This window comes from Achromobacter sp. 1L-A-4-B-C2, assembly GCF_057291955.1.
Map to the genome: position 1 here is coordinate 187,242 of NZ_JBXAWP010000006.1, position 18,314 is coordinate 205,555.

The 18,314-nt window shown below is 65.4% G+C and carries 15 protein-coding genes; 5 read left to right on the forward strand and 10 right to left on the reverse strand.

All coding sequences use genetic code 11. The annotated features are described in order from the left end of the window. Positions 1-17: 17 nt before the first annotated feature. On the reverse strand, positions 18-1,544 hold the full coding sequence (locus AC0Z35_RS25975; RefSeq protein WP_485133215.1) for an AMP-binding protein: 1,527 nt from the start codon (positions 1,542-1,544) through the stop codon (positions 18-20). Beyond that, the gene (locus AC0Z35_RS25980; RefSeq protein ID WP_485133294.1) at positions 1,541-2,428 is read right to left on the reverse strand and encodes an SDR family oxidoreductase; all 888 of its coding nucleotides are present in this window, start codon (positions 2,426-2,428) and stop codon (positions 1,541-1,543) included. The genes AC0Z35_RS25975 and AC0Z35_RS25980 overlap by 4 nt, the downstream gene beginning before the upstream one ends. A 139-nt stretch (positions 2,429-2,567) precedes the next feature. Between AC0Z35_RS25980 and AC0Z35_RS25985 the strand changes: the two genes are divergently transcribed. Both AC0Z35_RS25985 and acnA read left to right on the forward strand, forming a co-directional pair. Next, a complete protein-coding gene (locus tag AC0Z35_RS25985; protein ID WP_319302546.1) occupies positions 2,568-3,500 on the forward strand; it encodes a LysR family transcriptional regulator in 933 nt (310 codons plus the stop codon). 338 nt (positions 3,501-3,838) lie between these two features. Next, complete coding sequence (gene acnA / locus AC0Z35_RS25990) at positions 3,839-6,544, forward strand: aconitate hydratase AcnA (RefSeq protein ID WP_046804075.1); 2,706 nt, start codon at positions 3,839-3,841, stop codon at positions 6,542-6,544. Between the two features lie 120 nt (positions 6,545-6,664). On the opposite strand, the gene AC0Z35_RS25995 is transcribed toward acnA, so the two are convergent. Continuing rightward, the gene (locus AC0Z35_RS25995) at positions 6,665-7,447 is read right to left on the reverse strand and encodes a DODA-type extradiol aromatic ring-opening family dioxygenase (RefSeq protein WP_485133214.1); all 783 of its coding nucleotides are present in this window, start codon (positions 7,445-7,447) and stop codon (positions 6,665-6,667) included. A gap of 229 nt (positions 7,448-7,676) precedes the next feature. Between AC0Z35_RS25995 and AC0Z35_RS26000 the strand changes: the two genes are divergently transcribed. The 3 genes from AC0Z35_RS26000 to efp all read left to right on the forward strand — a co-directional run bounded on the left by AC0Z35_RS26000 (position 7,677) and on the right by efp (position 10,698). Next, positions 7,677-8,879, forward strand: coding sequence for a DUF2863 family protein (locus AC0Z35_RS26000; RefSeq protein WP_046804077.1), 1,203 nt, complete (start codon positions 7,677-7,679; stop codon positions 8,877-8,879). 15 nt (positions 8,880-8,894) lie between these two features. After that, complete coding sequence (gene earP / locus AC0Z35_RS26005; protein ID WP_485133213.1) at positions 8,895-10,007, forward strand: elongation factor P maturation arginine rhamnosyltransferase EarP; 1,113 nt, start codon at positions 8,895-8,897, stop codon at positions 10,005-10,007. 133 nt (positions 10,008-10,140) lie between these two features. Next, entirely contained in the window at positions 10,141-10,698 is a 558-nt protein-coding gene (gene efp, locus AC0Z35_RS26010; RefSeq protein WP_046804079.1) for an elongation factor P, read from the forward strand. A 76-nt stretch (positions 10,699-10,774) separates the two neighbouring features. On the opposite strand, the gene AC0Z35_RS26015 is transcribed toward efp, so the two are convergent. From AC0Z35_RS26015 to AC0Z35_RS26045, 7 genes are all read right to left on the reverse strand, one after another. Continuing rightward, positions 10,775-11,233 carry a DUF1178 family protein gene (locus AC0Z35_RS26015; protein ID WP_120157552.1) on the reverse strand — a complete coding sequence of 153 codons (459 nt, stop codon included), beginning with the start codon at positions 11,231-11,233 and terminating at the stop codon, positions 10,775-10,777. A 135-nt stretch (positions 11,234-11,368) separates the two neighbouring features. Next, positions 11,369-12,079 (reverse strand): DUF2968 domain-containing protein, encoded by a 711-nt coding sequence (locus AC0Z35_RS26020; RefSeq protein WP_120156357.1) that lies wholly within the window; start codon positions 12,077-12,079, stop codon positions 11,369-11,371. A gap of 116 nt (positions 12,080-12,195) precedes the next feature. Continuing rightward, positions 12,196-13,578: a sigma 54-interacting transcriptional regulator gene (locus tag AC0Z35_RS26025; protein WP_219990563.1), complete on the reverse strand. Its 1,383-nt coding sequence runs from the start codon at positions 13,576-13,578 to the stop codon at positions 12,196-12,198. Between the two features lie 49 nt (positions 13,579-13,627). Further along, positions 13,628-15,730, reverse strand: coding sequence for a TadG family pilus assembly protein (locus tag AC0Z35_RS26030; protein WP_223264872.1), 2,103 nt, complete (start codon positions 15,728-15,730; stop codon positions 13,628-13,630). A 50-nt stretch (positions 15,731-15,780) separates the two neighbouring features. After that, the gene (locus AC0Z35_RS26035; RefSeq protein ID WP_104144472.1) at positions 15,781-16,218 is read right to left on the reverse strand and encodes a DUF3613 domain-containing protein; all 438 of its coding nucleotides are present in this window, start codon (positions 16,216-16,218) and stop codon (positions 15,781-15,783) included. A gap of 153 nt (positions 16,219-16,371) precedes the next feature. After that, positions 16,372-17,310 (reverse strand): tetratricopeptide repeat protein, encoded by a 939-nt coding sequence (locus AC0Z35_RS26040; protein WP_485133212.1) that lies wholly within the window; start codon positions 17,308-17,310, stop codon positions 16,372-16,374. After that, positions 17,310-18,311, reverse strand: coding sequence for a type II secretion system F family protein (locus AC0Z35_RS26045; RefSeq protein WP_046804082.1), 1,002 nt, complete (start codon positions 18,309-18,311; stop codon positions 17,310-17,312). Before AC0Z35_RS26045 ends, AC0Z35_RS26040 begins: the two co-directional genes overlap by 1 nt. Positions 18,312-18,314 lie beyond the last annotated feature (3 nt).

Sequence of the window (18,314 nt, forward strand, 5' to 3'; positions counted from 1 at the left end):
AATCGATGTGCCCGCGCCTAGACCCGACGTGCGTGGCCTTCCCAGAACTCGGCGCGCAGGCGGCGCTTGGCGATCTTGCCGTTGTCGTCGCGCGGCAGCGCGGGGCGCAACAGCAGCTCGCGCGGCACTTTGTAGCGGGCGATGCGGCTCTCCAACCAACGCATCACGTCCTGCACGTCGACATCGGCATTTGGCGCGGGCTGGATCAAGCCCAGCAGGCGCTCGCCAAATTCCGCGTCCGGCACGCCGAACACGGCGCAGTCGGCCACGCCGGGATATTGCGTCAGGTGGTGTTCAATTTCGGCGGGGTAGATGTTCACCCCGCCCGATATCACCATGTCCGACTCGCGGTCGCAGACGAACAGATAGCCGTCCGCGTCCACATAGCCCAGGTCACCCAGGCCGATCAGCCCATCGCGTTCAATCGCCTGTCGCGCCTCGGGGTGGTTGCGGTACGTGAAGTCGGCATAGGCGGGCTGGCGGACATGGATATGGCCAATTTGCCCCGGAGCGCACTGGCTGCCATCGTCGGCATAGATGCGTACCTGCGCCGCGCCGATGGGGCGTCCTGCGCTGCCGGGCCGCGCCATCGCTTCGTGCGAGTCGATCACGGTCACCATGCCGGCTTCGCTGGACGCGTAGGTTTCATGCACAACGGGACCAAGCCAGTCGATCATGGCGCGCTTCAGATCCGGCGCACACGGCGCCCCGGTCGAGGCCACGAAGCGCAACGACGACAAGTCAAAAGAACCCCGCGTCTGCGCGTCCAGCTTCAGCAGGCGCACGTACATGATCGGCACGAGATACACGGTGTCGATGCGATGCTGCTGGATCAGGCGCAGCACGTCGACCGGATCGAACCGCGGCATCAGCACCAGCGTGTCGCACACCCGCAAGGCCACCTGCGCGAACACGCTGGGCGCGCTGTGATAGATGGGCGCGGGCAATAACGCGCGGCAGCCCGGACGCAAGCCATACGCCTGTTCCACCACGGATTCGACGGCAGCCAGATGGTCGGCAAGACGGTCCATCGGAAATGGCTGGCGCACTACGCCCTTGGGCCGGCCTGTGGTACCCGACGTGTAGGCCATGTGCCCACGCGGCGCCACCAAGGGGCCGTCGTAACGCGGCTGCGCATCACGCCAGGCGTCGTAGTCGGCGAAGTCGACGCTGGTTTCCGCGACGGACCCACCCGCCCCCGCTGTTGGCCCGCTCACACGCAACACGGGCAGGCCGGCGGGCAGCGCGGCTTGCGCCTGTCGCAACAGGTCGTCGTCCGCGACCAGCAGTCTGGCGCCGCTGTCGCTTACCAGGAAGGCGACCTCGTCGGCGGTGTAATGCCAATTGATGGGGCAGTAATAACAGCCCAGGCGTTTGCAGGCCTGGATGATTTCCAGATACGCCATGCCGTTGCGCAGCAGCACCGCGATGACATCGCCTTCGCGCACGCCCATCGCGGCGAGGCCGGCCGCCACCTGCTCGCCTCGGCCGACCAGCACATCACGCGTCAGACTGACATTGCCGGCGATGATGTGGCCGCTCATGCCGGCTTCCCGGCGCGTTGGGCCTTGTCCTGCGCGGTGCGGGCTTCGATGGCGGCGCGGGCTGCGGCCCAGTCCTCGTCGGACCAATCGAAGTACGGCTTGAAATACGCGCCATTGGCCAGGTAGTCGCCTCCGTCCAGCGCAATGGTCTGCCCATTGACCCAGTCGTTGTCCGGAGCGAGCAGAAAGGCCGCGAGCTCGCCAATGTCATGCCCCGTGCCCAGGCGCCGCATGGGGTTCTGCTGAGTCAGCGCATCCTGACCGTCGCCGTTGGGACGCAGCCGCGCGGTCGCGCCCTCGGTCGGGATCACGCCCGGCGCAATCGCATTCAAGCGGATGCCGTGGCGGCCCCATTCCACCGCCAGGGATTTGGTCATGGCGTCGATGCCGGCTTTGGACATGGCCGACGGCACGACAAACGGCGACCCCGTCCATACCCAGGTCACCACAATCGACAGCACCGCGCCCGGCATGCCCGAAGCGATCCAGCGCTTGCCCACGGCTTGCGTCATGTAGAAGGTGCCGTGAAAAACCGTGTCGGCGATGGCGTTGAATCCCCGCGCCGAGAGCTTTTCGGTCGGGCTGATGAAGTTGCCCGCCGCGTTGTTGATCAGTCCGTCCAGGCCGCCGTGCGTGTCCCATATGCCTTGCACCATGGCGTCGACCGCGTCGGCGTCGCGGATATCGACAGCGTGCGCGTAGGCTTGCGCGCCGCACCGGGCTTGCAGCCCGGCTGCGGCTTCTTCCACCACGGACTGGCGGCGCCCGCACACATGCACTGTCGCGCCCAGGGCGGCCAGCCGTTCGGCCATGGCCAGCCCCAAGCCCGTGCCGCCGCCCGTGATAAGGATGCGCCGCCCCTGGAAGAGGTCGCTGCGATACATGCTTTGGGCCATGGTTTGTCTCCTTGTTGTGACTGCAATACGCGATGGCGACCAGATTATCAACGCGCAGATACCGCGACAATCCTTCAGTCTGGGTAAACTCTGTTTCCTCCAAGGCAACAATAGCCCCCCTCCCCCCATGTCCGCCCTGCCCGCGCTAGACCTGAACCTGATCCAGCTGTTTGTGACCATCGTCGAAGCGGGCACGCTGAGCGAAGCCGCCCTGCGCCAGGGCGTGACGCGTTCCCATGTCAGCCGCAATCTGCAAAAGCTGGAACGCACGTTTGGCGCGCAACTGATCCGGCGCACCACGCGCCGGCTGGAACTGACACAGCAAGGCACGGTGCTGTACGAGCATGGCGCGCGGATGGCCCGCGAGGTCGAAGCAGCGCGGCATGCGCTTCAGAAGCTGGGCGCTGAACCCACCGGCCATGTCCGCCTGTCGCTGCCGACCGGGCTTGGCGAGCTGGACGCCCTGCGCCCGCTGCTGGTGCGTTTCGCGCTGGAGCATCCCGGTCTGACCCTGCGTGTGCTGTTCTCGAACCGTGTCGGCGACCTGATTTCGTCCGAGATAGATGTGGCGCTGCGGGTGATCTCGCAGCCGCCGCAAGACTATGTCGCGCGCGAATTGGGCGACGTGAAATGGCACCTGTGCGCCGCGCCCGGGTATTTGCAGCGCGTGGGCGCGCCATCCCACCCGCGTGACCTGAGCCGGCTGGACTTCCTGTGCCCGCCCGGAACCAAGCCGCGAGCGACGCTGCGCTTGACGAGCCGCCGGGGCCAGACGCACGAGATCCAGCTGGCGCCACGGCTGCAATCCGAATATTTCCCTTTTTTGGCCCAGGCCGCGCGCGATGGCGCGGGCGTCGCCCTGCTGCCCGCCTACATCGTCCAACCCGACCTGGAAGCAAACCGGCTGCGCGAGGTGTTGCCGGCCTACCGGACGCAAGGCCCGGGCGACAAGCTGTACATCCTGACGTCGCCCACGCCCTACCCGTCGACCGCGCAGCGGGCGTTGGTGGACTTCTTGAAGCGCGAACTGGAGCCTTTGCTGCGCGGCTTTCTGGCCTGATGGCAGGGCGCGTCCGGGCCGGGAGCGCCGATGGCGACGGCACGGCGACGCCCTGCACAGTCAGCACGATGTCAGCGCAACCCCGCTGTAGGAAAGCCCTGCTACAACCATGGGGTCTTGCGGGCTTGGGCCATGTCCGCCAAAGTAGGGGTTTTGCAAAGCCATATGTCTTGTGCGGACGGGTCGGAACTTTGACGTGCCGCCCAAGTCTTATATAAGATATAAGACATACGGTCGGGCGCGGGCTTGTGTCCCCTACAATGACAAACGCGCAAAAACGCCAGAAAATGCCGCCTGCGCTTGGGTAAAAAAAGCCGGGCAAAACCACGGAGTCCATCATGCCGCACAACACTCTAGACACCCTCAAGAACTTCAAGATCGGCAATAAATCCTGTCAGTACTATTCGCTGCCGGCGCTGGGCAAGTCGCTTGGCATCGATGTGCAGCGGCTCCCGGTATCGATCCGCATCGTTTTGGAATCCGTGCTGCGCAACTGTGACGGCAAGAAGGTCACCGAAGAACACGTCAAACAGCTTGCCAACTGGCAGGCCAACGCCCGCCGTGAAGATGAAATCCCGTTCGTGGTTGCCCGCGTGGTGTTGCAGGACTTCACCGGCGTGCCGCTGCTGGCCGATATCGCCGCCATGCGCTCCGTGGCCGACAAGATGGGCAAGAGCCCCAAGAGCATCGAACCGCTGGTACCGGTCGACCTGGTGGTCGACCACTCGGTCATGATCGACTACTTCGGCACCAAGGACGCGCTGGACCTGAACATGAAGCTGGAATTCAAGCGCAACCAAGAGCGCTACCAGTTCATGAAGTGGGGCATGCAGGCGTTCGACACGTTCGGCGTCGTGCCCCCGGGCTTTGGCATCGTTCACCAGGTCAACCTGGAATACCTGGCGCGCGGCGTGCACCAGGACAAGAAAAACAATGTCTATTACCCCGATTCGCTGGTGGGCACGGATAGCCACACCACGATGATCAACGGCATTGGCGTGGTGGGCTGGGGCGTGGGCGGCATCGAAGCCGAAGCCGGCATGCTGGGCCAGCCCGTGTACTTCCTGACGCCCGACGTGGTCGGCGTTGAACTCAAGGGCCAATTGCGCGGCGGCGTGACCGCCACCGACCTGGTGCTGACCATCACCGAAATGCTGCGCCGTGAAAAAGTGGTGGGCAAATTCGTTGAATTCTGCGGCGAAGGCACCGCCAGCCTGACCGTGGCCGAACGCGCCACCATCGGCAACATGGCCCCGGAATACGGCGCGACCATGGGCTTTTTCCCGGTCGACGAACGCACCATCGATTATTTCCGTGGCACGGGCCGCACCGAAGACGAAATCGCCGCCTTCGAGGCCTACTTCAAGGCGCAGAAGATGTTCGGCATCCCCGCCGCCCAGGACATCAACTTCACCAAGCTCTTGACGCTGGACCTGTCCACCGTCGCGCCGTCGCTGGCCGGCCCGAAGCGCCCGCAAGACCGCATCGAAATCGGCAACGTCAAGAACACCTTCATTGATCTGTTCTCCAAGCCGGTTGCCGAAAACGGCTTCAACCAGCCGGCCGAAAAGCTGAACCAGACGTTCACCACCAGCGCCGGCACCAAGATCAAGAACGGCGACATCCTGATTGCCGCCATCACGTCGTGCACCAACACGTCGAACCCGAACGTGCTGCTGGCCGCCGGCCTGCTGGCCAAGAAGGCCGTGGAAGCCGGCCTGAAGGTGCCCAAGCACATCAAGACGTCGCTGGCCCCCGGATCCCGCGTGGTCACCGACTACCTGACCAAGACGGGCCTGTTGCCCTACCTGGAAAAGCTGGGCTTTGACGTGGCCGCCTACGGCTGCACCACCTGCATCGGCAACGCGGGCGACCTGACGCCCGACCTGAACGAAGCCATCATCGGCAACGACCTGGTGTGCTCGGCGGTGCTGTCGGGCAACCGCAACTTTGAAGCGCGCATCCACCCGAACATCAAGGCCAACTTCCTGGCCTCGCCCCCGCTGGTCGTGGCGTACGCGCTGGCCGGCACCGTCACGCGCGATCTGATGACCGAACCGGTGGGCCGTGGCAAGAACGGCGACGTCTGGCTGGGCGACATCTGGCCCACGTCCGAGGAAGTCGAGGCGCTGTTGAAGCACGCGTTGGACCCGAAGGTGTTCGAGGCCAACTACGGCCAGGTCAAGAGCAACCCGGGCAAGCTGTGGGAGAACATCAAGGGCGTGGCCGGCGATACCTACAACTGGCCCGACTCCACCTACATCGCCGAACCGCCCTTCTTCGAAGGCTTCGACATGACGCCGGCCCCGATGCCCACCGTCAAGGGCGCGCGCGCGTTGGGCGTGTTCGGTGATTCCGTGACCACCGACCACATCTCGCCCGCCGGCTCCATCAAGGAAACGTCGCCAGCCGGCAAGTGGCTGAAGGAAAACGGCGTGATGAAGGCCGATTTCAACAGCTATGGCTCGCGTCGCGGCAACCACGAAATCATGATGCGCGGCACCTTTGCCAACGTGCGCATCAAGAACCTGATGATTCCGTCGTTGCCCGATGGCAGCCGCTTCGAAGGCGGCGAGACCCTGTTCCAGCCCACGGGCGAACAGATGTCCATCTACGACGCGGCCATGAAGTACGTGGCCCAGGGCACCCCCACCGTTGTGTTCGGCGGCGAGGAATACGGCACCGGCTCGTCACGCGACTGGGCGGCCAAGGGCACGCAGCTGCTGGGCGTCAAGGCCGTGATCACGCGCAGCTTTGAACGTATCCACCGCAGCAACCTGGTGGGCATGGGCGTGCTGCCGCTGCAATTCAAGGGCACGGACAGCGTGCAGTCGCTGGGCATCACCGGCGAAGAAACGTACGACATCTCGGGCCTGGAAAACGGCATCAAGCCGATGCAGGACGTGACGCTGACGATCACCCGCAAGGACGGTTCGAAGCAGGACGTGACGGTGCTGCTGCGCATCGACACGCCGATTGAAGTCGATTACTACCAGCACGGCGGCATCCTGCCTTTCGTGCTGCGCCAGTTGCTGGCTGCCTGACGCGCGACGCGCCCCCCAGTCGGGGCGCGATGCAAAAGCCCCGGAACCTTGACGGTTCCGGGGCTTTTTTATGGTCTGGGCCGGGGCGATAGATCCGCGCCTCTGCCCTGCCGTGCGGCATCAATCGTCGAACTGATACGCGTCCATCGCCAACGCCCCATACGAAATTTCGTCGTTCAGGCGGGTGGCGCGGGCATCGTCGCCGCCCGCTCCCAGCGCTACGTACAACGGCATCAAATGATCGTCGTGCGGATGCGCCTGCAATGCGCCGGGCGCCTGCGCCTGCCAGTCCAGCAGCGCCGGCACGTTGTGTTCGGCCAGATTACGCGCGTACCACGCCTGAAATCCGGGCACGTACGACACGGGCGGCGCGCTTTGCGGCATACGAACGTCGCGCAGATTGTGCGTCAGCGAACCCGACCCGATGATCAGAATGCCTTCATCACGCAGCGGCGCCAGCGCGCGGCCCAAAGCCAGTTGGCCGGCCGCGTCGCGCCCCATGTCCAGCGACAGCTGCACCACCGGCACATCAACGTCGGGGTGCAGGTAGCGCAGCGGCACCCACGCGCCATGGTCCAGCGGGCGGCGCGGGTCGCGATCGGCGGCGATACCCGATTCGGCCAGCACCGCCTGGACACGGTCGGCCAGTTCGGGCGAGCCGGGGGCCGCGTATTGCAGCGCATACAGCTCGGGCGGAAAACCGCCGAAGTCGTGCCACGCCACTTGCCGGTCGCGCGTGGACAGCGCCAGCCCTTCGCCCATCCAGTGCGGCGACACGACCAGGATGCCGCGCGGCTTGCGGCCTTGCGCCTGGCTCCATGCCGTCAGCACGGGGCCGGTGCGCCCGGGTTCAACGGCCAGCATTGGCGAGCCGTGGGAAATAAAAAGCGTAGGCCAACGCATGGCGCAGCCTCCTGTAGACAAATTCGATGAGGAATTGTCGAATATTCCCAATCAGCAATAAACCCCCGTCAGGGGGATGCTCTGTTGCCGATACGGCATCAATGCCGGCAATGCGCCCGCAGGCAGCGCTGTGCGGGGCTCTGAAGTCGGAAACCAATGCGACAACGCCGCGATGGGCCGCGAGCGGTAAACTACGTCGTTACACACTTACTGGACGTCCCTCGAAGTTATGGCCCGAACCCGCAGCCAATCCGCTCCCCGCATGACCCGCGACGCCACCCGTTTGGTGGCGCTGGCCCAATCGCTTAACCGCTCGGGCAGCCGCGTTGAAGACGTGTTTTGGGAGAACCAGCTTGGCGAAGCGATTCCCAAGCTGCTCAAGGCTGGGCAGGACGCCCCGCTGGAAGCGGCCCTGGACCACCTGGCGCAAAGCGACATCGGCGCCTACGAAGTCTTGATCGAACAGGCCGAAACGCTGTCCGAGTCGATGAAGATCGAGAAAAACGGCGTGGTGTACGACGTATTGCTGATCGTTGCACCAATCGTCGCCTGGACGCGCTACGCCATCCCCACCGGCCCCGTTTCCGCCAGCGCCCAGCAGGCGCTGCTGGCGCAGTTGCACGGCCACGTGCTGTCCAGCCAGGCGCGCACCGCGCTGATGCCGGTGCTGGTCAGCGTGGACCAGATGCCGCGCACGTTCGGCGAAACCTGGCAGTGGCTGCAACGCCTGGGCTCGCAAGCCCTGGGCGCGGAAACCACCAAGCCCGCGCTGAACACCGAGATCGAAACCGCCAACATGCTGGCCGACACGCGCTACATCATCGGCGCGGTGGCGGTGCCTGAAAACGCACCGATCTTCCGTTGGCAGGAAAGCCTGGGCGACGCCGATGCCACGCGCGATGCGTGCCAGCAACAATGGGCCGCCCAGGCGCAACCCACGCTGGCCGCCCTGATGCCCGGCTGCGGCTTCGAAGCCCTGCTGCCCGACGCCTACTACGTCAGCAACCGCGAGGCCGACCGCCGCGTGCGCCCCTTGTCCTTGCGCGCGGCCGTCAGTTGGCTGGAAGGCGCGGTCAACCTGGAAGCCTCGCAATTGCGCGCGGTCGTGGCCGGCTGTGGCGAAAACCGCATCGACGAATACCGCATCAGCTTCACGGCGCGCAGCAGCAACGACGTCTACTACGGCTGCGTGTGGCCTTTGTATGGCCGAGAGGAAGAGCTGCCGTCCGACGAAGGCCAACCCGACGTGGTCGACGAAATCGCCGCCTTGCTCAAGGAATACGGCGTGACGGAACTGCGCCGCATCCCCGGCGTGCTGCCGGCGGAATACTGCGAAGACTGCGGCGCGCCCTACTTCCCCAACCCCTTGGGCGAACTGGTGCACGCCGAACTGCCCGAGGACGCCGAAGCCGCGCCGGCAAAGTTCCACTAGTTTCACCAGGCCGCCATGCAAGCAGACATCTTTTGCCGAGTCGTCGATAACTATGGCGACATCGGCGTCTGCTGGCGGCTGGCGCGCCGGCTGGCTGGCGGCCCCGGCTGGGACGTGCGCCTGTGGGTGGACGACCTGGCCAGCTTTGCCCGCATTCAGCCGGGCATCGCGCCCGACGCCCCGCGCCAAGCGCTGGCCGGCGTGGACATCGTCCACTGGTCCGACACGCCGGACCCTGCCCTGACCGCTCGGGATGTGGTCATCGAAGCCTTTGCCTGCGACCCGCCCGAGGCGTTTCTGCATAGCATGCAACGGGTGCATCCCGCCTGGATCAACCTGGAATATCTAAGCGCCGAAGCCTGGGTGGAAAGCTGCCACGGCCTGCCCTCGCAGCGGCCGGACGGGCTGGTCAAACACTTTTTCTTCCCCGGGTTCACCGCAGCCACGGGCGGCCTGTTGCGCGAACCGGGTTTAAGCGCCGAACGTGACGCGCTGCAATCGTCTATCGACCAGCAAAACGGGTTTTTACGGTCGCTGGGCGTGTCGGACGCCGTGCTCGCGCACCGCCAGGACGGCGCGCGTACGGTATCGCTGTTCTGTTATCCCACGGCGCCCGCGGGCGATCTGGTCCGCGCCCTGGCGGCCGACTCCCGGCCATGCGTGCTGCTGGCGCCCGAGGGCGTTGCCCCCGGCCTTGAGGCCGCCTGCCAAGCGCCCGGCGCCCCCTTGCTGGCGCGCCTGCCCTTCGTGGCCCAACCCGACTTTGACCGCGTGCTGTGGCTGTCGGACATGAATTTCGTGCGCGGCGAAGACTCGTTCATCCGTGCCGCCTGGGCCGCGCGCCCCCTGGTGTGGCAAATCTATCCCCAGGACCAGAATGTGCATCTGGAAAAGCTGGAAGCCTGGCTGGCCCGCTATCCGGCCCCGGATACCGCGCAAGCCTTGATCCGAGCCTGGAACCAGCCAGAGACTGGGCAAACTCGGGCCGCCATGACGGCGGCGCTGGCACCGGACGCGTGGGCGGCATGGCAGGACGCCGCCCGAACCTGGGACGCAAGCCAGGCCGCGCAGCCGGATCTGGCCGAAAATCTGGCCGACTTTTGCGCAGACTTGGCTAAGAAACGTTAGAATAGAGAGTTTTCTGAGTCGCCCTGGATTTGTCGGGCCTCAACTATGACGCCTCCCGGGGTGTGCACGAAGCCGCAAGCCATGCGGCTTTTTGCAAGCACGGCGAGTGCACCTACCCCCCGGAGTTTTATCGATGAAAACCGCTCAGGAATTGCGAGTCGGCAACGTGGTCATGGTCGGCAAGGATCCCCTCGTGGTCCAAAAAGCCGAATACAACAAGTCTGGCCGTAACGCTGCTGTTGTGAAGCTGAAGTTCAAGAACCTGCTGACCGCCTCGGCCAGCGAATCGGTCTACAAGGCCGACGAAAAGTTTGAAGTGGTGCAACTGGATCGCAAGGAGTGCACGTACTCCTACTTCGGCGACCCGATGTACGTCTTCATGGACGAAGAGTACAACCAGTACGAAATCGAAGCGGAAAGCATGGGCGACGCCCTGAACTACCTGGAAGAAGCGATGCCCGTGGAAGTGGTCTTCTACGACGGCCGCGCCATCTCGGTTGAACTGCCCACCACGATCGTTCGCGAAATCACCTACACCGAACCCGCCGTGCGTGGCGATACCTCGGGCAAGGTCACCAAGCCGGCCAAGATCAACACCGGCTACGAACTGAACGTGCCGCTGTTCTGCGCCATCGGCGACAAGATCGAAATCGACACCCGCACGAACGAATACCGCAGCCGCGTTCAGTAATCTGATCCGGCAGCAGGTACGAAAAAGCCAGGCCCGCAATTCGCGGGCCTGGCTTTTTTGTTGACCACCGCAAGCGTTATTGCAGGCGCTCGTCGTCCAGAAAATCCGGCACGGCCATGACTTCGATGCCGTCTTCGACCAGCGCGGCGCGTTCTTCGGGCGTGGCCGTGCCGCGTATCGGGCGCTCGTCGGCGTCGCCCTCGTGGATGCGGCGCGCTTCTTCGGCAAAGCGCGGGCCGACGTTTTCAGTGTTGCGCAGCAACGCGCGCACCTGTTTCATCACGATGGCCTGCACCGCGGCCATTTTCTCGGCGTCCGAGGCGCCCGCGGGCACGGCGGGCGGACTGGCCGGCGCGTGCAGATGCGACACGTTCAGGCGCGGCGCCGACAAACGCTTGGTGATGCTGGCCGACCCGCAAACGGGGCACGTAACCAGGCCACGCGCCTGTTGCGCGTCGTAGTCTTCGTGCGAGCCGAACCAGCCTTCGAATACGTGGCTGTGTTCGCACTGGAGGTCAAAAACTTTAAGAGCCATGGTTGCCATATGGGGGTCTGCGGCAAGAATACAAGTATCCGGCCAGCCACCCCACTATCCCCTGAAATGCGCGGGGTCATTACCGCCCGGCCAAGAAAAACGGGCCCGCAGGCCCGTCTTGGCAATAGCGCGCGATTACTTGCCGCGCTTGGCGCCCGGGCCGCCGTCGATCTGGGCTTGCTGGGCCTGAAGCGCATCGATCTGGCGCTGCAAATCACGCAGTTGCTGGCGTACGTCCTTTTGCTGGTCGGCCAGCGCCGTGGCTTCCTGGCGCGACTGTTCCTGGCGCGCGGCCACTTGCTGTTCCTGCTGCATGCGCAGCGTACGGTCGGCTTGCAGCGTGCTCAGTTGCTCGCTACGGCTGGCCAGCAGCTTTTCGGCATGCGCATATTCGGCTTGCAGCTTGATGCGCTTGATGTCCACTTCAGCCAGGTCCGCCGATTGCGCGGCGAACGCGCGGTAGGTGGATTCGGCCTGCTTTTCAGACACCGTCTTCAGCACGCGCCAAAAATCCTTCTGTTGAAACAGCGCCACGTAATAGGTCAGGTCGTCGGGTTTGAACAACAGGCTGGCGCCGTACGTGCCGTTGTAGGCCGTGCGCAGCTCGGACACCTGGCGCGCCTGGATCAGGCCTTGCAGTTCGGCCACCGTGGACGCAGGCCGGGCGGGCGCTGCGGGCGGGGTCACGGGCGGGGTTACCGGGGCGTCAGCCGCCTTGGTATCTTCGACCTGCTTAACCGTGGGCCGTGGCGCTTCGGATTGAGCGCTGGCGCACGCCGCCAGGCCGGACAACGCCGTGCCTAACAGCGCCATGCGTGTGGCGGCACGGATAAATTGGACGTTCATGCCTTCCCCAAAAAAATCGTTGCGGAACTATAGCAATTTATTTCGCTCACGGTTGATCTGCTTACATAGGCCGCGAACGATCTGTCGCCCCCTAGGGGGCTTCCCCAATTGCAGGATCAGGAGGCCTCCACGACGCCCTCCGCCGTTTCGCCCTGCCCGCCGCCCAGATGCAGCTTGCGCATCTTTTCCCACAGCACTTTGCGGCTGATACCCAACGTGTTTGCGGTGTCTTGCCGGCGCCAGCCGTTAACGTCCAGCGCCGCCAGGATGCGGGCGCGTTCGGCCCGCTCGGCGTCGGTGAATACCGGTGGCTCGCACAGCGTGCTGGCGGCGCGCAGGGGTTCCCCGATCTGATCGAAGATGCGCGCGATGCGCGATTCGTCCCAGGCGCCGAATTGCCGGCGCATGATGGCCACGCGCTCGGCCACGTTGGACAGTTCGCGCACGTTGCCGGCGTAGCGCGTGCGCGCCACGCGGTCCAGCAGCCATTCCGGGGGCTCGCCGTCGCAGCCCAGGCGAGCCAGCAACGCGCGGAATATGGCGATCTTTTCATCGCCGCCCCGCTGCTCAAGATTCGGAATGCGCAGTTCGATCACCGCCAGCCGGTAATAGAGGTCGGCCCGGAATTCGTCCTGCCCCACCAGCACGCGCAGGTCTTTGTTGGTTGCCGCGACCAGGCGGAAATCCACCGGAATTTCCACGGTGGAACCCAGCCGGGTCACCGCGCTTTGCTCCAGCACGCGCAGCAGTTTCACCTGTTGGTATAGCGGCAGGTCGCCAATTTCATCCAGGAACAGCGTGCCGCCATTGGCCTGTTCGAAATAGCCCTTGTGCGCGCCCACGGCGCCGGTGAACGCGCCCTTGGCATGTCCGAAGAAATGCGCCTCGAACAGGCCTTCCGGGATGGCCCCGCAGTTGACCGCCACGAAGGGGCCGTCGGACCAGGCCGCGCGGTCGTGCAGCAGGCGCGCGATGCGCTCTTTGCCGACGCCGGTTTCGCCGTGGATCAGCGCATTGCTGCGGCAATCGGCAAACATCTCGGCTTCGGCGAGCAGCGCGCGCATGGGTTCGGACACCGCAATCAGGGGTTGCTCGCGCTTGGGCGCGGACCGGCTGAACTGCTCCAGCGTGCCCAGCAATTCATACAGCAGCTTGCGCAGGTCAGCCGTGGTGAACGACAGCGGCAAGGTGTAGGAATATTCGGGCGGGTAGTAGCGAGGATCGCGGCCACGCGTTTCGGCGGACACCCAGATCACCGGCATGGCCTGCGCCGACAACCAGTCGTAGCCGCTGAACCGGTTGTCCCCCATGACCGACACCGACACCAGGGCGACGGCCGGGCGGCCTGGGTCGCGCGGCGGCGGGAATGCGGTGCCCACGTCCGCGCGCACCAGCGTCACGTCCATGCCGGCCAGGCAGCGCTCGGCGCGGCTGGCGATGTCGGACGTGCCTTCCCAGACGTACAGATCGAACTCGTCACGGGCGAATTTCTGAGTCATGGCAGCAACCATGGCGGCAAGGATTGAACGGTGATCAAAGTCATCTTCATCAGTACACCAGGCGGGGCTGCCCGCAATCCACGGACAGCAGCGACACATCGGTCTGGCCCACGCTGATACCCAGCAGGTCCAGCAACTGTTGCAGCGCGGCGGACAGGGGTGCCAGCACCGGCTGCAAGAGGTTCACCACGATGGACAGCACCCCGCCCACCTGCGAGCTTCCACTGAGCGCCTGCGCGGCCACCGAATTGATCCGGCAAGTGCGGATGGCGCTGGGGGTAAGCCCCAGCGCGCACACCACGTCATTCAGGGGCGCCACCAGCAGGGACGTCAGGATGTTGCCGACCAGTTGCAGCGTGCCGCCCAGCACGCCCGTCAGGCCGCCCGTGGTCAGCCTGGTGCTTAGCTGGTTGAGCGCGGTCGTGGACCACTGCATGTCGTTGTAGACCTGCGTGATCGACTTGCCCGCGCTGCTGCCGCCCCCGCCCACCAGGCTGGTGGCCAGCGCCGTGCGGTCCGCGGCGGACAGGGGGGTTCCCGTGCTGTACAGATCGCCCAAAATGCCGCCGACGACGGCGTCGGACAGGTTCGAGGCCAGCGCACCCAGGTTCACGGACGTGGCGTTGACCGTTTGTGTGGAGGGCGTGCCGGGCGGTTCCGTCAACGTTACCGACACCGGCGCGGTGGAATTGAACACGGGCAAGGTCACCTTGGCAGTCAACGGCAGAATGCCCAGCACGTTCAACACCTGATGGCGTTGGATGGCCGCAAACGCGCCGGGCTGGCAGCTGTTGGTCAGTGACACGAAGTTGGCGGCGGTCTGGTCGGTGCTGGACGTCATGCCGGGAAAGCGCCCCAGGCAGATATTCGCCAACGACGAGGTCACGGCAATGGTGGCCTGATGCTGGGTCAGCGGCGCCTGGCACAGGTTGGTCAGCGTGCCGGTGGACTGCGCCACATCGATGATGATGGGCAGATCGACCTTGGTACCCAACGTGTTCGCCAGCAACGGCCCCACCAGCGGAATATTGCTGGTGCTGACGCGCAGGTAGACGCGGATGCCCGCGCTGGTGGCCTGCGTGCCGATACCGCCAACAGCCAGCGTGGGCGGTTCGACTACGCGCACGCGCGCATCCACGCCAAGCAGCGGCACACTCAGCCCCAGGTTGATCAGGTTTTGTCCGTTGGCCACCACCAGCGCGGTTTCCAGCACGTTCAGCGCGTTGACGTTAGCCGACAGCGCGCCGGTCGCGTCCCCGCCCACCACCGCCAGGTTCAACACGCCGCCATTGCCGAACAGCTTGACCGGCAGGTTCAGCGGCATCACCGCCAGCACCGTGTTGATGGCGTTGCTGACCAGGCCCACGTCGGCGCCCGCGGTACCGCTTTGGTTGACGACGGTAAGGGTGGCTTGCAGCAATTGGCCCAGCGTCAGATTGTTGACGGCGGCCAGTTCAGCCGGCGTGCCCACGCCCGTGGCGACCGACAGCGGCAGGCCCAGCGCCTTGAGCAAGCCCGACGGCGTGATGTTGACGCTGGCCAACCCGGCCGCGTCCAGCACGTCCAGCTGCGTGGGGGTGGCGCCTACCGTCGACAACAGCTGCGACAGCAGGCCGCCGCGTTGCAAGCGCAACAGGCGCGAACCGACCATGAAGGCCGCAACGGGTTGAGTATTGGTCGCCACCGCATTCACCGAGACGGTGGTGCTCAAGCCCAAGGTGCCGAACAAACTGGCCAATTCCTTGCGGATGGTCAGGCGCACCGCATTCAGCGCCTGGCCGCTGGCCGGATCGAATACGTGCATGCCCGAGGCGTCGGCTCGGGTGGAATCCCACAGCTTGCATTGCACCGTGATGTCGGCCGCGGTGAAGGTGTCGAAAATGTTGGGCACGTTTGCCAGCGCCGAGGCCTTGCCGGCCGACGTGGCGCGGGTGCAGTCGGCGGCCGAGCCCATGCCCAGCACCTGCACGGCCGTCAAGGCGGCCAGGTCCGCTGCCTTCTGGATCTCGCGCTTCATGTAGTAGCCGTAGCCCAACTGCGCCACGCCCAACATCGCCAAGCCGACCAACACCGCGAATACCACGGCGACGGCCATGCTGCCGCGCTGGCGCGACAGGGACACACGACAAAAGGGTTGGACTGGGGCAGGCATGATCGGGCAATCCTGAAGTTGCCATCAGCTGGCAACGGGGTGGGCGCGGGTCAGTTGGTGTTTTTGGTTTCGACCCGCTTCTGGAAATATTCCGGGATGGGATGCGAGAAGCTCTCCAGATAGCGGTTCCACGCGGCCGTGGAGACGGGCCCCAGCACGGGCAAGGCATTGCCCGCGCGGCGGCCATCGGCCTGCGCGGCGAGCAGCCCACGGGTGACGTCGCCAAACGCTTCTTCGGGCGCGGCCGCCTGCGCTGCCTGGGCGCTTTGGGCGCCTGGGGTCGTGGATGTCGCCTGGGTCGTTGCCGCCGTGCCCGGCTGCGGCATGGGGCTTTGCACCTGTTGCACCACGGGGCGAGCGGGCAGCTGCGCTTGCGGCAATGGCTGCGCGGGTGCACTGGCGGCTGCGCCGCCCGACATGCCACCGGTCAAGGGCGCGTTCGACTGCGCCAAAGACGACATGGGGGCCAGCACGGCCAGCGCTGCCATCAGCGTGATGCTCAACGCGGAAGGCAATGCGAAAGGCAATGCGAAAAGCGATGCAGCAGGCGAGGCAAGTGCCGGTGCGCAAGCCACTGCCGAGGGCAAAGCGCGGGATGCGAAATAGCGGGTCGTGGACATGGATATCGTTCCTGATTCGGGTTAGCGCACGATGGGCCCATTGCCCAGGCCATCCATCAACGGACTCATCACCGGCAGGACAATGCCGCCGCCGCTGGACACGCGAGTCGTCGACGCATCGGCCGCCACGGGCACGGCGACCGATGCGGATGTGGACGTGGACGTGGACGTGGACATGGATGCCGGCATCGGGGGCCGCTGCACGCGGATATCCGAGGCCATGCGCAGCACCTGTCCGCGCGCCTCGTCACCAAGCTTGGCCTGGTCCATCAGCCGTTGCGCGCGCACCGGCTCGCCTTCCACCAGCAACAGCACCGCCAGATTGGCAAGCACCTTGGCGTTGTCGGGCGCAAGCTCGGCCGCCTGCCCCAAGGGCACACGTGCGCCCGCCGGGTCGCCGGCACGCAGCCGCGCATAACCCAGGTCGCCCAGAATGCGTGCGTCCATGGGTGACAGCTTGGCGGCGCGCGCAAAGTCGTCGGCGGCCTGATCGAACTGCCCCCGCGCCCCGGCAATCAAGCCCAGGCCATGCCAGCCATCGGCCGCCTGATCGGTGGATAGCAAGGCGCGATAGGCTTGCTCGCTCATGGCCGTCTGGCCGGTCTGGCGCAAGGCCTCGGCGCGCAGCACCGCCACGCGCGCATCGTTGCCGAACTTCTGCTGATACGCGTCGATATACGCCAGCGACGCGAAATAACGCTCTTGGCGCTGCGCCTCGGCAATCAGCGACAGCATCATCTCGGGCTCTTTCGGACGCCGCTTGGCGTCCGCGTCATCTTCCTTCTGGCGCGCCAGCGCCTGCTCCTGCTGTTGCTGCTGGATCAGCTGCCACGCCGATTCCGCGCTATTGGTCTTGCATCCGGTCAAGCCCGCGCCGGCCGCCACGGCCGCCGCCACCAGGGTCCACCGCAAGGCGCCCCCGCCGTTATTGCCCCCACCCTTCTTGATCACGCCCGCCATTACATGCCCCCCATGCGTGACATGCCACGCAATACTGCGATAAACCCCGCGCCGCCCGTCACGATCAACAGGGCGGGCAACAGCGTCACGATCATGACCCCCGTCATCTTCACGGTGGTCTTGCCCACTTTCTCTTTCAGTTCCAGCCGGCGCTTGTCGCGCAGGCGTTCGCCAAACCGGTTCAACGGTTCTTGCACGGCGCCGCCATGCTGATCCACCTGCGCGATCAGCCGGCAAATGGCCGACAGGTCGTCGTTATCAAACCCCGTGGCCAGCCGCGCCAGCGATTGCTCGCGCGTGCGCCCACGCACATACAGTTCAGAGGCCAGGCGCAATTCGTACGACAGCACCGGCAAGACCTGCGCGAACTCTTTGATCAGCACCTGCATGCTCTGGTCGATGGACAAGCCCACCCCTTGCAGCAAGCGCAGCAGGTCGATCAGCAGCGGCAGCTCATCGCCGGCCATGCGCTTGCGGCGCGCCAGGCGGCGGCTGACCACCCATTTGGGCAGCATGTAGCCGATGGCAAAGCCGAAGAACGCGGCGATGAAGACGCCCATCGAGGAATCGGTCAGATGCTTGCGCAGGTCGATCACCACCGCCACGATGGGCAGCGCAATGGCCAATCCGAAGCGCGCCGCGACAAAGCGCGAGCGCGCCGTGCCGGTATTGGCATAGCCCGCCATGTCGACCATCTTGCGGTCTTCGGCGGCCAGCAACGTGTCGGCCAGGCGCCCTTCGCTCAGGCGCTTGCCGAACGCATCGGCCACCCGCGCCGCCGACGAAAAACGGCCCCGGCTTGTGTCAGCCGTCGCGGCCGCCGCGGCTGCGGCCGCACCGCCCTGGCGCGTGGCCAGCGCCTGATCGATCACCTGACGGCTACGGCCCTGCCCGCGCAGCCGGCGCGCCATGCTGACGCCCAGCACCAGCAGCGCGGCGGCCACCAGCATCAGCGCCGCCGCCAGCACGGTAGAGACATCCCAGGATTGCAGCATCCGCATCGT